Here is a 15476-nt window from a genome sequence, read left to right on the forward strand (position 1 = left end):
TCGTCCATGCGCCCGTGCTGACTGGAACGTCAGGAGCCGCAAACAAAAACTTGCCTGAAATGACACAAAAGGCGATGGTCGATTTACACTGTATCCCTACGATTTTGTTGGGGGATGATTGTGTTGAAGTTTTTTATTCAAAAGCTAGTAGGCCTCTCCGGTTTATTGCTGTGTTCTCTGGCGTACGCTGATGTGCAACATCCGCTGCAACAAGGGGTGACACCGTGCCGTTTGCCGGATTTTCCACAGGAATTGCGATGTGGCAAAATCGAGAGACCCTTAAATCCTGACGACGCAGCAGGTAAAAAAATCGAAATTCAGTATGTTGTGTTGCCTTCGCAAGACAAAAATAAATTACAGGACGCCATCTTCCTGCTCGCTGGCGGACCTGGTCAGAGCGCGATCAATGTTGCCAGCTTCGGTCAGGCCATATTAAGCCGCCTCAACAAACGTCGGGATATTGTCTTTGTTGATCAACGCGGCACGGGGCGCAGCGCTCCGCTTGCTTGTCCCGAAATAGAAAGCGGTGCAGATGTTGATAGCGAAGATCAAATTGCAAAAAGGACAGATGCATGTCTGGCACGATTAAAGGCACTGCCTTACGGTGACTTACGCTACTTCAGTACAAGCATTGCTGTACAAGATCTGGAGGCGGTCAGAAAACAGCAGGGGTACGAAAAGATTAATCTCGTTGGCGCGTCTTATGGCACGCGAGTTGGTCTTGAATACTTACGTCAGTTCCCTCACTCAGTGAAACGTCTTGTGCTCGATGGCGTTGTGCCACCAGATATGGGGTTGCCAGCGAGTGATGCGCAGGTTGCGTTAGATGGCGTATTTGCGGATTGTGCAAAGCAAGTGGCGTGTCGATCGCGTTATCCAGACCTCGCACAAAAGTGGCACCATTTACTGGCATCGATGCCCCGCCACGTGAGCATGACGCATCCACGTCTTGGCACACCGCTTGAGTTTGATATGCAACGGGATATGCTGCTTAGCCTCGTGCATAAAACTCTGTATTCCGCACCAGGAACCGCCGCGTTGCCATATGCCATTACACAAGCAGACCAAGGTCATTTTCAACCGTTGGTCACGCTCAGTGGTGCGACCAATGCGCCCGGGCCAGCAGGCATCACTTACGGCATGCATTTCTCGGTCTGGTGCTCCGAAATATTCGCCCGACCCTTGCCCATCCCCAAAGACGATTTTGAACAGATCATGACGCGCATGTATGAACGCGCATGCAAAAACTGGCCACGCGCATCGATTCCAGAGGGATTTTTTACTATTCCTGTCACGCAGTCGCCCGTGCTGTTGCTAAGTGGTGGCATCGACCCAGTGACGCCGATACGCCATGGCGACGCCGTCGCAAAAGCCTTAGGTGCCAATGCCCTCCATGTGACACTGAATAATTCAGGGCATGGTGTGTTGTCTCAAGGCTGTGTGCGTGATGTGGTGTACCGCTTTTTGAATGCTAAGGAGGATCACGCTGCTTTGCAAATCGATACGTCCTGTGTCCGACCAATACCGAGACCACTCGCTTGGCAACCATTGCAGGACGGGCAAGGGAAGCAGGAGAAACAACCATGATTATTGTCAACGAGCTGTATAAAAAATTTATTCGTCACGATAAGCCGGGCGTGAAAAATTGGGCCGATTTGCGGCGCTTGATGACGGCACGACAAAAACAAGCGCAGGTGGTACAGGCGGTGAATGGTGTGAGTTTTACCGCGCAGGATGGTCAGATTACAGGACTACTTGGTGCCAACGGTGCAGGCAAAACAACGACCTTAAGAATGGTTGCGGCGCTCTTAAAACCTGATGCAGGCAATGTGATTGTTGATGGCGACGAAGTGCGGGCGGGGGAATCGTCAACTCAGTCGCACATGGGGGTCTTGTCAGATGCTCGTGGTTTGTATCCACGACTCACTGCTCGGGAAAATATTCACTACTATGCCGTATTGCACGGCATGAGTGCCGAATTGACAGCGCAACGCACCGAGCAGCTAGCTGAATGGTTAGATATGCGCCATTTATTGGACCGTCGTACGGATGGATTCAGTCAAGGGGAGCGGATGAAGACCGCCTTAGCGAGAGCATTGGTACATGACCCACGCAATATTATTCTTGACGAGCCAACCAATGGTCTTGATGTTGTTGCGACGCGTGCTTTGCGGGAATTTTTGAGATGGCTTAGATCGCCGGAAGGGGGATCGAAATGTATCGTTTTTTCCACCCATATCATGCAAGAAGTGGAGCGTTTATGTGATGACGTCGTCATTGTTGCGCAGGGACGTCATGTCGCACGTGGAACAGTCGATGCATTGATGGAGCAAGCCAAGCAAACCAATTTTGAAGATGCGTTTGTCAGCCTCGCATTTTTAGAGCAGCGTACACCATCGCTGGAGGAACGTTCATGAATGTTTTATTCGCTATTGTCCGTAAAGAATTGAAAGACGCTTTACGTGATCGCCGTACGTTGATGACGGCGCTATTTAGCTCGCTCTTAGGTGCACCGTTGATTTTGTTAGTGTTTTCTACCGTGTTATCGCAGGTTGAATCGCAGGAAGATAAGCGGATTGTGCTGGCGGTGGGTATGCAACACTCCCCCCAGTTAGAGAACTTTATTTTGCGTCAAGGCTATCAAATTAAACCGGCACCAATCGACTACGAAGCCAAATCGCGTAGTAAAGAAATCGATCAACCGGTCTTGATCATCCCAGACGATTTTGAAGAAAAAATCACGCACGGCGACAAAGTCAGTTTGGAAGTGGCCTACGACACGTCCAATCGCAACGCCGAATTCGGCGTCCGTCCGCTGCGCCGTTTGCTGGATGCTTATGTGCAGGAAACGATGGTGATGAATCTGACCATGCGAGGAATCTCAACCGAGTTGCTACAACTTGTCGATATCAAAGAACGGTATTTACAAAAAGCGGAAGAGCGTAAAACATCCGTCACTGAAATGCTCCCGATGATGGTGTTGATGGCGATTGTGGTCGGTGGGATGTATGCAGCGATTGATACGACAGCGGGCGAACGCGAACGTGGATCGTTAGAGCCTTTGATGATGAACCCCGTGAATGGCTGGCAACTTGCGGTTGGCAAATGGAGTGCCGTCGCGCTGGTGAGTATGGGCGTCGTGGTATTGACGATTGGGAGTTTTTTTCCGTCGCAGTGGCTCATTAAAAACGATACGCTACGCGCAGAATTTCAGTTTGGGTTCAAAGACGCCATCTGGTTTTTAATTGTCCTCCTACCGCTTGCAGCAAGCGTCGCTGCGATGCAAATCGCTGTTGCCCTCGATTGTAAGAGCTATAAAGAAGCGCAAGTCAGAAACCAGATTGTCTCGATGTTTATTCCATTTGTCTCGTTGATTCCGATTATGTTTCCTGGTCGCGAACCTTCTTGGTTTCAATGGATTCCGGTCTTGGCGCAAAACCAGATGATGAATCAGGTGTTAAAAGGAGAGACGCTCAATACCGTGGCGGTTGCCATCGCCCTTGTTGTCTGTGTTGTGATGACGGGCGGCAGTCTCGCCTATATTGCACAAAAAATGCGGAAAGTCGTGATGAACTAAAAGTCACCCAAACCACCGTATTGAGTATCAAAAAAATCCCCTTCAGTTGTAATGCTGAAGGGGATTTTTGATGACTAGAAGCAGCTTTTAATCAGCGTTTATTGTAGGCGTCGATGACGAATCAAGACTTGTTCTGTTTTCTGGAAATGCTTCGTCAGTTTTTCAACCATATACACAGAGCGATGCTGACCGCCGGTACAACCAATCGCTACGGTGACATAGCTACGGTTATCCTGTTTAAATGCTGGCAGCCATTTCGTAATAAACGTCTCGATATCTTTGTACATATCTTGCGCCATTTCCTGATTATCCAAGAAACGCATGACGGGCTGATCACGACCAGTCAGTGGACGAAGAAACGGGTCATAGTGCGGATTCGGGATCATGCGGACATCGAATACCAGATCCGCATCTAACGGTACGCCGCGCTTAAATGCAAAGGATTCGAACATCAGTGTTAATGGTGATCGTTGAATTTGCACGACCGCTTTGACCCACGAGCGCAGCTGGTTGGCACGTAGATCGGTGGTGTCAATGACGTGGGCAAGATTCTGAATGCCAGCCAGAATTTCGCGTTCTTCTTCGATACACTCAACCAGACTCAGGTCCACATTGGACGCCAGTTCCATCGCCAAACGGTGTGAGAGCGGATGGCTGCGGCGTGTTTCAGAGAAACGAGCAACCAACGAGTCGGTACTCGCCGTTAAAAATAAAACCCGTACATCATGACCCTGATCACGTAGGACTTGTAATGTTTGTGGCAGATTGCTCAATAGATGCGCACTACGAGAATCGATAGCGATTGCCGTATTGGTATGTTCCTCTAGGGACAGTGTTTTGATCAGCTCCGGAAGCAAACTCGGAGGAAGATTATCAACGCAATAGTATCCCGCGTCTTCTAGCACATTCAGTGCAACTGATTTTCCTGAACCAGAGATGCCAGAGATCAATAAAATTTGCATTTTAGTCTCCTGCCTCCATGGCGCGTCGCTGTCTTTCCATGAAATCTTCTAGCGTGTTGATCCCGCGCAACTGCAAAATCGTATTACGCACCGCAGCCTCCAGCAACACCGCGATGTTGCGACCTGCAGCGACAGGGATGACGACTTTGCGGATAGGCAAGCCCAGCACATCTTCAGTTTGAGAATCGATCGGCAAGCGCTCGTAGTTCTCTTCTAAGGTGCTACGACGGACCAGATGAACAATCAGTTTCAAGCGCATTTTGCGGCGCACGGCGGTCTCGCCAAAAATCGCTTTAATATCCAGCAAGCCCAGACCGCGTACTTCCAGCAGATTCTGTAACAGCTCCGGACAGCGTCCTTCAATCATGTTGGGCGCAATACGTGAAAATTCGACAGCATCGTCAGCAACCAAGCCATGACTACGCGAAATCAGCTCTAAGCCCAGTTCACTTTTGCCTAAACCAGATTCACCCGTGATTAACACACCCACTCCAAGCACGTCCATAAACACGCCGTGCATAGTGATACTCTGCGCTAACTTCTTGGATAAATAGACCCGCAAATAGTCAATTGCTTGAGCCGAGGGATAAGGCGTGGAAAACAAGGGAATATTATTGTCATCACACGTTGTTAAAAACGGTGGTGGTGATTCTAACCCCTGCGCAACGATCAAAGCAGGTGGTCCGCCTGCCACTAACTCGCGAATCAAGTTGGCGCGGGAAGCATTCGACAATCGATTGTAATAAGCGAGCTCCTGATGTCCCAGCACTTGAATACGTCCAGGGTGAATCAGGTTGAGATGGCCTACTTGATCCGCAGAAGAGGCGGCATCACCCGTGATTTGCTTGTCTGCACCAGCAAAGCCGGCAAACCAGCCCAGTTGCATGATGTCACGATTATCATCGTAGATTTTTTGTATCGTTAATTCAGTGAATAAGGGCATGGCGATAAAGTAAAAATCCAGCGACAACCGTGATGTTGCTTAGGGTGTTGCTGATAAATCCGGGCGCCAAGCGAGAATTTTCTCGTAAATAACAGCGGCACTCGGTTCAGAATTGAGTTCATTGCGGAAGCTTTCATTCGAAAGCATTTCTGCAATTTCAGATAATATCTCAAGATGCTGTTGCGTGACGTTGTCAGGCATCAGGAGAAAAATAAGTAAGTTCACAGGTTGTGCGTCAGGGGACTCAAACGGAATCGCTTCTTTGAGTCTCACAAGGGCAGCGATGGGGGCTTTAAGACCTTTAATCCGGCCATGTGGTACGGCGACACCGTGCCCTAAACCGGTAGATCCTAAACGTTCACGGGCGAACAAATTGTCCGACACGGTCGAGCGCGCAATGCTGCAATTGTTTTCAAATAACAACCCGGCCTGTTCAAAGGCCCTTTTTTTGCTGGAAATTTCCAAATCCAGAAGGACATTGGCGAGTGGGAGGATTTTTGCAATATTGGTCATGGTGCAAGATCTGGTTACAGCAATAATAAATCATGTGCTGATCTGAATTGACGCAAATTATAGGCTTCTTTTTGTGAACTTGTTTAATTAAACACGCGCTTCTTCCTGCCTGTTGTTCTGAAGTAGTTTCTCAAATTGTTCCACAGGGAGGGGTTGACTAAAATAAAAACCTTGCATCTCTTGGCATCCAGAATCGGTCAAAAAGAACATTTGCTCTGCATTCTCGACACCTTCAGCAGTCACACTCATGCCCAATGCCTTTGCCATCGCAATAATCGCGTGGGTGAGGACGACAGAATCTTGGTTGTCCGGGACTTTGTGGATGAAAGAACGATCAATTTTCAAATTATCGATCGGGAATCGCTGCAAATAAGACAGCGAAGAGAATCCAGTACCAAAATCATCCAGTGAAATACTCACACCCAGTTGTTTAATTGCCTCAAATACGGGGAGCAATAAATCGAGCTCTCCCATGAGCAAGCCTTCGGTAATTTCCAACTGCAATGCAGACGGCGGTAAATGGGACTCCTGTAGTACTCGTTCGATAAATTTGCTGAGACTCGGATCCTGAAATTGCTTCGGAGAAATGTTGACGCTGACTACAATGTCAGGTGCCAACTGCTCGCGCCAAATACTTGTCTGACGGCAAACTTGTTCGAGTACCCAGCGACCCAAAGGAAGAATGAGACCAATTTCTTCTGAAATAGGGATAAATTCATTTGGCGGAATGAGTCCTACGCCCGGCATTTGCCAGCGTATGAGTGCTTCTGCGCCGACAATCCGCGAGGTCTGCAAGGAGATTTTTGGCTGGTAGTAGACTAAAAATTCTTGCTCGGTCAGTGCGCGACGCAGATTTGTTTCTAGAGCGTAGCGGTGTTGGGCGCGAACGTTTAACTCTGTCGTAAAAAACTGGTAATTATTCCGACCCGATTCTTTGGCGTGATACATCGCTGAGTCCGCACAACGCATGAGGGTGGCAGCATCGTCGCCATCATGCGGGAAAACGCTGATACCAATCGAGGTACCCAAGTGATATTCATTGCCTTCAATCACAAAAGGATCACGCATTTGCGCCAAAACGCGTTCGCCGAGATCGCGCAAATATTGGGCGTCAGCAATGTTTTCAGCAATAATCACAAACTCATCACCACCTAAACGGGCAAGGAGGTCGGTGGCACGAATACACGCGCTCAGACGCGTGGAGACGTCGCGCAACAGTTTGTCACCCGCGGCATGTCCTGCCGTATCGTTGACGTTCTTAAACCGATCTAAATCCAGAAATAACAAAGCGACGCGTTGCTGATGCTTTTGCGCATCCGCCAAGGCCTTTGTGAGCCGCAGATTGAGCTGGTGGCGGTTTGGAAGGCCTGTCAGTGCATCATACGATGCCATAAAATTTAACTGACGCTGTGTCTCGCGGACTTCCGTCGTATCTGTAAAAGAAATGAGGACAGCGGAGATGGAAGAGTTACTTTTCTTAAAAATGGGCAGGCAATTGACCAATAACCACACAACAGAACCATCACTGAGTTCTACTCCCGTCGATAAATTCAATACGGGTGTTCCCGTTTTAAAGACGACGGAGGCCGGATCATCGCCTAACTTCAATGTGCGACCGTTTTCGTTGAATATCCGTTTGAAATAGCGATGGCGGCGTCCGACGCTACTCACATCCGCTATTTTGAGAATACGGAGGGCACTGGGATTGCTGGTCACGATTTGCCCGCCAGGCGAAATCACCATAATGCCTTCAGAGAGATTCGTCACCACAGAGCGATAGCGTTCTTCGCTTTCCTCGAGGCTCTGCTCCATATTTTTTTTATCAATGGCCAGACCAATCAAATCGCAAGCATCGGCGATCATTGCATGTTCTTCTTCGGTCGGCGTGTGTGTACGTTTGGCGTAGACGTCGATCGTGCCTAAGACCGAATTAAAGGCCGTGGTGATCGGCACTGACCAACAGGAGCGTAATCCGTGGGCAATGGCGCTACTTTTTAATTTTTCCCATAGCGGACTGAGCTCAATATCTTGCACAATCGTCAGTCGGTTGTAGTGGATCGCCGCTGCAGCCGAGCCACTATTGATGCCGACGGGGATGTTCCTTAATTGCGCAGTGAATGCTTCGGGTAATGAGGGACCTGCGCCAAAGTGGAGTAGTTGTGTACTTTGATCAAAGAGGCTGATCGTGCACATCGATCCATTCGCGAGTAGACGCTCCATCCGATCGCATACATCTTCGAGAATATGCGTGAGCGGCTTATCCAGCGCGATCATCTCCAAAATCTCTTTTTCATGGTGTAGCGCTTCGTTGATGCGATTAGCCTTGATTTTGATGGCGTCGTTTTCGGATAAATGAATCACTTGCGCAGACTTGGCCAGCGCGGCAGGAACTTCGCGTACGCTGAGCAGAATGGCTACCTTTGCACCATGCTGAAACGCTTTACTATGGACCTCAATATCGATCGACAAACCGTCGAGCCGGACACATTGAAATTGCAAGTAGCGAGGGGGATTACTGGGTGTTGATTTTTCGAGAAGATGCTTGACGGTTTCGTGATACCGGGGCACGAGAAATGCTTCTGGTTTTAAGCCGACTAATTGCTTGAGGTTAGCCGCCTTCATTAAATCTATGCCGGCAGGATTGGCATAAGAAATGCAATCGTCGATGAGTACGTAGATGGCGTCTGGATGATGTTCAAGCAAACTTGAGTGCCACGCATCGTCCATCACAGGTTCACGGGGAGCGGTACTCAGTAAAGAAATAGGCGATATCACGAAAACAATCTGAAAATGAAATTGAGTTTATTTACGATACGATGCTGTCAGCAATTTTTGCTAAACGAGATATGCTGTGCGGTAATCACATTTTGAGAGAACGGAATTACCACACTATGAACAAGGTCATATCAAGATGCTATCTGTACCTGATCATCTAGGCAAGTGATATTGTTGCATTCATATCTGAATTTACTTCAAATCAATACGCACGAATAAAAGTAGAACGTCGCCGTTACCTTTATTTTTTGACAGTCGAGGTACATACGCCGCCATCAATTTTGTGTTTTTTGTTCCAATCGAAGCGACAGGCAGTGCGATGGGGAAGGGCACGCCTTTAAAGTAATCGGTGCGGCTGATCAATGAATACGTATAACCACCACCGATTTCAATGTTCCCCGCAATCGGTTTCATCCATTGATATGCATAACCTGCCATTGGCTGTGGTTTGTAATGCGAGTCTGAAATGATCATTGCGTAGGCAAGTTCTTCATTATCTTTCTCGTCGCGAATTGCCTTTGTAAAGCCCAGACCCCACGCATTCTCATTCAATTCTGCAATTCTCTCTGGGGTATAAGTGCTACGACCATGGTGCGCGAGCCCTGATAAATTCAAGGACAGATCACCTTCATCGATAATCTTCGTCATTTTGCGTTTGGCGCGTTCGTACCAGCCGGGTTGTTCATTGCTTGCTGGTGCTAACGGTGCCTGCGCATCGCCTGTCGGCGCGGTACTTACAGCTGCTGCAGTCGCAGAAGCAGTAGCGCTTTCTGGCGCAGAGGAAGGTGCCGTTTGTGCATTCACTGTAGTGGTGCTCAAGACGCCAAGAAGTAGGGCGGACACACTGAGTAAGTTGCCGAAAGAGGACGTTCGAAAAGTCATGATCAAAAAATAAAAAAGAGAAATGAAGAGAAGCCAAGCCAAGCCAAACCAAGTTAAGCAAAGCAAAGCAAAGTCAAGTCTTGCTAAGCAAGTGAATTACTGACGAGCGTTTCTACTGTTGTCTGGGCTCTGGCCCGTCGAAAAGTTACTACGCCATGGATTAATGTCCAGACCACCACGACGTGTGTAGCGCGCATAGACAGCGAGTTTCTGCGGCTTGCAGTGCTGCATGATGTCAACAAAAATCCGCTCTACACATTGCTCATGGAATTCATTGTGATTTCGGAACCCAATGAGGTAGCGTAGCAGACTTTCTTGATCGATTTGTGACCCAACGTAGCGAATTTGTACACTTCCCCAATCTGGCTGACCTGTCACCAGGCAATTTGATTTGAGGAGGTGAGACAGTAAGGTTTCTTCGACGGGAGCCTCATCGTGATTCGCTCTGAGCAGGCTTGGATCGGGCGTGTAGGCGTCGACATCGATATCGAGACGATCGAGTAAGCATCCTTCCAATTCCTGCATTTTCAATTGACCAAAATGTTCAGACATACAGAGACTGACATGAACAGACGCACCTGCTGCTGCCGATAAATCTTTCTTGAGCAGTTGAACCAACGCCTCAGCATCAGCCAATCGCGTCTGATTGAAACTGTTTAAGTACAGTTTGAACGATTTAGACTCGATGATATTCGGTGACTCAGCGGGAACGGTGATCGTGGCGATGACAATTTGTGGCTTGCCCCGTTGATTGAGCCACGATACTTCGTAAGCGTTCCAAATGTCGACACCAAAAAACGGCAGCGTTGCTCCGACCCCGATTTCGGCACGCTTATCAGTGCGAGGAATCGGGAAAAGGAGCGAAGGATCATACTCAGCTTTGTACGTTGCGACTTTGCCGAGTAAAGATTGTTCAGGTGAGTTGTTAGATAGTGCGTCAGTCATTCAGTAGTCGTTGGCGATTAGCCTAAAAATAATTGGTAAACGGGATTCTTGCTTTCATCCCAGTAGCGATACCCCAGCGTAGAGAGGAACTCGCGGAACATTTTCATTTCCTTTTTTGGCACCTGCAAACCAACCAGAGTGCGTCCATAGTCAGCACCGTGGTTGCGATAGTGGAATAAGCTGATATTCCAGTTAGGCGCCATGCTATTGAGGAAACGCATTAACGCGCCAGGACGCTCAGGAAATTCAAATCGATACAATAGTTCATTTTCAGCCAGTGCGCTTTTGCCACCCACAAGATGGCGGATATGCAGTTTGGCTAGTTCATCGTGGGTCAGGTCGAGCGTTGGGAAACCACTCTTTTCAAAATTTTTCGCGATCTTACTCGACTCCAGCTTGTCATTGACCTGGATACCCACAAAAATATGCGCCGCTTTGTCGTCGCTGATCCGGTAATTGAATTCGGTGACATTACGAGCACCCACTAATTCGCAGAAGCGGCGGAAACTGCCACGCTCTTCAGGGATGGTCACGGCAAACACAGCTTCACGCGCCTCACCAACCTCGGCCCGTTCGGCCACAAAGCGCAGTCGGTCAAAATTCATGTTGGCACCGCAGGCAATGGTGACCATCGTTTCATTCTTGAGTGGCTTTTTATTGGCTTTAGCACGTTCGATATACGCTTTGCAGCCAGCCACAGCCAGCGCACCGGCAGGTTCCAGAATACTACGCGTATCTTGAAATACATCTTTGATCGCCGCACAAACGGCGTCGGTATCAACAGTGATGACCTCATCAACATACAGTTTCGCGAGTCGGAAGGTTTCTTCGCCGACTAATTTGACCGCCGTACCGTCAGAAAATAAACCGACGTCGTTGAGGGTGATACGTTTCCCAGCAGCGAGGCTGCGTGCCATTGCATCTGAATCGGTCGTTTGCACACCGATGATTTTGATATCAGGGCGAATCGCTTTCACATACGCAGCAACACCGGCAATCAGGCCACCACCACCAATGGCGACAAAGATCGCATGGATGGGTTCCGCGTGTTGACGCAAGATTTCCATGCCGACGGTACCTTGCCCTGCGATGACATCTGGATCGTCGAAGGGATGCACGAACGTCAGTTTCCGTTTTTTTTCTAATTCCAGCGCATGACCGTAGGCGTCCGTAAATGAGTCACCGAACAACACGATCTCTACACTATCGCCCCCATGCGCGCGTACAGCGTCGATTTTGACAGGAGGGGTCGTTGTTGGCATCACGATGACCGCCTTACAGCCGACTCGCTTGGCACTCAGTGCCACACCTTGGGCGTGATTGCCAGCGGAAGCGCAAATAACGCCACGCTTCAATTGAGCGGGTGTTAAATGTGCAATTTTATTGTAGGCACCACGAATCTTAAAGCTGAAGACACTCTGCATGTCTTCGCGTTTGAACATAATTCGATTATCCATGCGTGCTGACAGGCTGGGGGCGAATTCCAGCGGTGTTTCAAAGGCCACGTCATACACGCGGGCGGTCAGGATCTTTTTGAGATAATCGGTGCTCATAAGCTCTACAAGTAAAGTGGAATAATAGTTACGTTTTTTTACATTTTCACATCAAACAATCATAGCGCGATAACACAGTGTTGTCGGTCTGAAATGGTACTTTTAGCCCTCATTTCAACGGGATAGGCTCCAGTTTCGTTCTGCGTGGCAGTGATAAACACGCAAACAGCGCGACGCGACGCCGTAGAAAGAACCCGAGAAATACACGTTGGCGCACGGGTAGTGGGCACCTTCATGTACGATCGACAATTGTTTATTGGTTATTTCTTGGAAATAAGAGCGCCTATTATAATGGATGCCCTTTCGGCTGAGCTTAGGTATACATGATAGAAGCAGCAATCCATTGGTTATTCACGGTTTTGGCCGTGCCGGAAATCGGTTTAACCTCGGTTTTTTTAATTAGTTTCATTTCTGCAACTCTTATTCCATTGGGATCCGAGCCTGCCGTCTTTGCTGTGATCAAGGCGAATCCAGAATTATTTTGGCCAGTATTGATCGTCGCGACGATCGGCAACACCTTGGGCGGTGTTGTTGACTATGCCATGGGATATGCGGCCAAACAGGCCTTCAATCGAGAGCGAGATACTTTCTGGTTTAGTTGGCTGAAGCATTTTGGGGCGAAAACGATGTTGTTGGGGTGGTTGCCAGTGATTGGCGACCCGATTTGTACCTTAGCTGGCTGGCTACGGCTGCCGTTTTGGCCTTGCGTCGGCTATATGGCGATCGGTAAATTTCTTCGGTACATCACCATGACCTACCTACTGCTCAAAGTGCCGGATGGCTTTTGGCATCGCGTGGGAGAGTTGTTGGCTTAGTGATATTTTTTTCGTTATCGTCTGTGTTGGCGGTGGCTGGCGCAGATATAACGATTTAATGGCTCTTTTTGTTGTTATAAGAATAAAAAAGCTCGAAATGAGGATGCTGTTGAATAGAAGACCATTCTTTGTAGTCAAGATGTCTTAATCTTTCTCTATACTTTTGCGACCAAGATCCTTATCGCGCCGAAACCGATGCTGATGAGGATGGTCTTAATGGTTGCTCACACAGGCATTGCTGATACGGGATGACTTCGCTTATTTTGCGATGTGCTTACAGGATAAGCGGTCAAGCGACGTGATGATTGTCTGCTAATCGTAGCAACCCATTAAGAAAACGATACAACTATTCTACGTAATCCTAAAGGGGGCTCAGAACATGCAGCAAGCAACTACGCCACGTCGTGGCTTTATTCAAGGCATGATCGCAACGGCTGCCGGTGTCACACTGGCAAGCTCAGCAGCAGCAAAAAATCCAGAAATGAAGCCTGTTATGCTGGACAACGCCAAGTGGGCGCCGCGTAACCATGACTTAGTCGCAGCATTGATCGCCAAACATGGCATCACCAGCAAAACGTATTCCGCAAAACGCAAACCGTACGCCGTGTTTGACTGGGATAACACCAGTATCATGAACGACTGCGAAGAAGCATTGTTGATGTACCAAATCAACAATCTTGCGTTCAAACTGACGCCTGCGGAGTTCTCTGCCATCATTCGCCAAAACGTTCCAAAAGGTAATTTTGCCCCTGATTACAAAAATGCAGCAGGGACGATCGTTGATCTCGACAGCTTATGCGCTGATTTGGATAGTGATTACGCATTTTTGCATGCAAATTACAAAGGCATGAGCGGTAGCATGAGCTTGGCGCAAATCGTTGAAACTGCCGAGTTCCAAGACTTCCGCGCGAAATTGTATTTCATGTATGAAGCTGTCAACGATACGCATGGTGTGAATGTGGGTTACCCATGGGTGATCTATTTCTTTGCCAATATGAAGGTGAGTGAAGTCTCTCAATTGGCCGAAGCATCGAACGACGCCAATCTGGGCATGGGCCTGTCCAAAGTGAAATACACCAGCCCAGCGTCATTGCCGGGCAAAGCTGGTGTGGTGACGACAGCCCATTTTCACGGTATCCGTTTGTGCACAGAGATCGCAACACTGATGGATACTTTCCGTCAGAATGGTTTTGACGTCTACGTGAGCACCGCCTCGCTGGAAGACGTGGTTGCTGTGTTTGCATCCAATCCGAAATATGGTTATCACGTCCCCCGTGAAAACGTACTGGGTTTGCGTCTTGAGAAGGATGGTGACGTGTTCAAAAACGCCTACCTCAAAGATTGGCCATTGAACTGGGGTCCAGGTAAGTCTACGGTGATCAAACGTGAGCTGGTCGCTAAAAAAGGCTACGGCCCTGTGTTTGTCGCGGGTGATAGCGATGGCGATTACGATATGCTGCGCGATTTCCAAGAGACAGAATTGGGTCTGATTGTTAATCGTCTGAAGAAAGGCAACATCGGTGCATTGTCTAAACTGGCTGCGGATAGTATCAAGGAAGCGCATCCACGTTTCGCGTTGCAAGGTCGCCAGGAGTCCACTGGCAATTGGTTGCCTGTTGAGACAACACTGAAATATGGAAAGACCGCACCCGCGTTGGTTGGTTAAGTCTTTGTAGGTTTGTTCTTATTATCGTTCGATAATAGTCAAAAAACGCTCCTTGTTGTGAAGTGCCCCCGAAAAGTTGGACATTGTTCCAAATTTTTCGGGGGCATTTTTTTGAGCCCTTGCTCACAACGCCAGTGCTTGTTCTCCCCCTGAATTACTATTTCGTCGCTCCCGCGTAGGCGGGAGCCCAGTGGCGCGGTAGCGCCTTGTTGGTGGGGTGATGGGTTGCTTTAACAAGAAAGCGCATTCGCGCACTGGATACCCCGCTTTCGCGGAGTATGACGGAATGAGGGTTGAGTGGCGTGAGATCTTACGGGGTGAGAGGGTATGTCGGGCAGTATGCCGTCGTTCCCGCGCAAAGGGCGGATCTCGTCGCTTCTTAGAAGGCGGAGTAACTCGTCTGTTCCACGCAGACGGTGGGTCTCGTCGCTCCCGCGTAGGCGGGAGCCCAGTGGCGCGGTAGCGCCTTGTTGGTGGGGTGATGGGTTGCTTTAACAAGAAAGCGCATTCGCGCACTGGATACCCCGCTTTCGCGGAGTATGACGGAACGAGAGGTGAGTGGCGTGAGATTTTACGGGGCACGAAGGTATGTCACGCAGTACGCCGTCGTTCCATCGCAAAGGGAGGAACTCGTCGCTTCTTAGAAGGCGGAGTAATTCGCCAGTTCCACGCAGACGGTAAAGCTCGTCGCTCCCGCGTAGGCGGGAGCCCAGTGGCGCGGTAGCGCCTTATTTGTGGGGTGATGGTTTGCTTTAACGAGAAAGCGCATTCGCGCACTGGATACCCCGCTTTCGCGGAGTATGACGGAATGAGGGTTGAGTGGAGTGAGATTTTAAGGGGCAAGA

Annotated in this window: 12 protein-coding genes; 5 read left to right on the plus strand and 7 right to left on the minus strand. The window is 49.0% G+C overall.

Going from position 1 to position 15476, the window contains the following annotated elements; all coding sequences use genetic code 11:
* Positions 1-120 precede the first annotated feature (120 nt).
* The 3 genes from ACO0K2_RS07440 to ACO0K2_RS07450 are packed head-to-tail and all read left to right on the plus strand — an operon-like array spanning position 121 to position 3577.
* The gene (locus tag ACO0K2_RS07440; protein WP_423017276.1) at positions 121-1587 is read left to right on the plus strand and encodes an alpha/beta fold hydrolase; all 1467 of its coding nucleotides are present in this window, start codon (positions 121-123) and stop codon (positions 1585-1587) included.
* Positions 1584-2417 carry an ATP-binding cassette domain-containing protein gene (locus tag ACO0K2_RS07445; RefSeq protein ID WP_423017278.1) on the plus strand — a complete coding sequence of 278 codons (834 nt, stop codon included), beginning with the start codon at positions 1584-1586 and terminating at the stop codon, positions 2415-2417. Before ACO0K2_RS07440 ends, ACO0K2_RS07445 begins: the two co-directional genes overlap by 4 nt.
* Entirely contained in the window at positions 2414-3577 is a 1164-nt protein-coding gene (locus ACO0K2_RS07450; RefSeq protein ID WP_423017280.1) for an ABC transporter permease, read from the plus strand. Before ACO0K2_RS07445 ends, ACO0K2_RS07450 begins: the two co-directional genes overlap by 4 nt.
* Positions 3578-3675: 98 nt before the next feature.
* Here ACO0K2_RS07450 and rapZ read toward each other — a convergent pair whose 3' ends face one another.
* The 7 genes from rapZ to ilvA form a co-directional block, all read right to left on the minus strand.
* A complete protein-coding gene (gene rapZ, locus ACO0K2_RS07455) occupies positions 3676-4539 on the minus strand; it encodes an RNase adapter RapZ (protein WP_423017282.1) in 864 nt (287 codons plus the stop codon).
* A gap of 1 nt (position 4540) precedes the next feature.
* Positions 4541-5482 carry an HPr(Ser) kinase/phosphatase gene (hprK, locus tag ACO0K2_RS07460; RefSeq protein WP_423017284.1) on the minus strand — a complete coding sequence of 314 codons (942 nt, stop codon included), beginning with the start codon at positions 5480-5482 and terminating at the stop codon, positions 4541-4543.
* A gap of 39 nt (positions 5483-5521) precedes the next feature.
* Positions 5522-5995, minus strand: a complete 474-nt coding sequence (locus tag ACO0K2_RS07465; protein ID WP_423017286.1) for a PTS sugar transporter subunit IIA — start codon at positions 5993-5995, stop codon at positions 5522-5524.
* An 87-nt stretch (positions 5996-6082) separates the two neighbouring features.
* Positions 6083-8770, minus strand: a complete 2688-nt coding sequence (locus ACO0K2_RS07470; protein WP_423017288.1) for an EAL domain-containing protein — start codon at positions 8768-8770, stop codon at positions 6083-6085.
* A 192-nt stretch (positions 8771-8962) separates the two neighbouring features.
* Positions 8963-9652, minus strand: coding sequence for a hypothetical protein (locus tag ACO0K2_RS07475; RefSeq protein WP_423017290.1), 690 nt, complete (start codon positions 9650-9652; stop codon positions 8963-8965).
* Positions 9653-9748: 96 nt separating this feature from the next.
* A complete protein-coding gene (gene queF, locus ACO0K2_RS07480) occupies positions 9749-10597 on the minus strand; it encodes an NADPH-dependent 7-cyano-7-deazaguanine reductase QueF (protein WP_423017292.1) in 849 nt (282 codons plus the stop codon).
* A 17-nt stretch (positions 10598-10614) separates the two neighbouring features.
* Complete coding sequence (gene ilvA, locus ACO0K2_RS07485; protein ID WP_423017294.1) at positions 10615-12150, minus strand: threonine ammonia-lyase, biosynthetic; 1536 nt, start codon at positions 12148-12150, stop codon at positions 10615-10617.
* 323 nt (positions 12151-12473) lie between these two features.
* Between ilvA and ACO0K2_RS07490 the strand changes: the two genes are divergently transcribed.
* Positions 12474-12965, plus strand: a complete 492-nt coding sequence (locus tag ACO0K2_RS07490) for a YqaA family protein (RefSeq protein WP_423017296.1) — start codon at positions 12474-12476, stop codon at positions 12963-12965.
* A gap of 379 nt (positions 12966-13344) precedes the next feature.
* Complete coding sequence (locus ACO0K2_RS07495; protein ID WP_423017298.1) at positions 13345-14631, plus strand: HAD family hydrolase; 1287 nt, start codon at positions 13345-13347, stop codon at positions 14629-14631.
* Positions 14632-15476: the final 845 nt, after the last annotated feature.

The organism is Undibacterium sp. MH2W, assembly GCF_049340215.1.
Classification (GTDB): domain Bacteria; phylum Pseudomonadota; class Gammaproteobacteria; order Burkholderiales; family Burkholderiaceae_D; genus Undibacterium.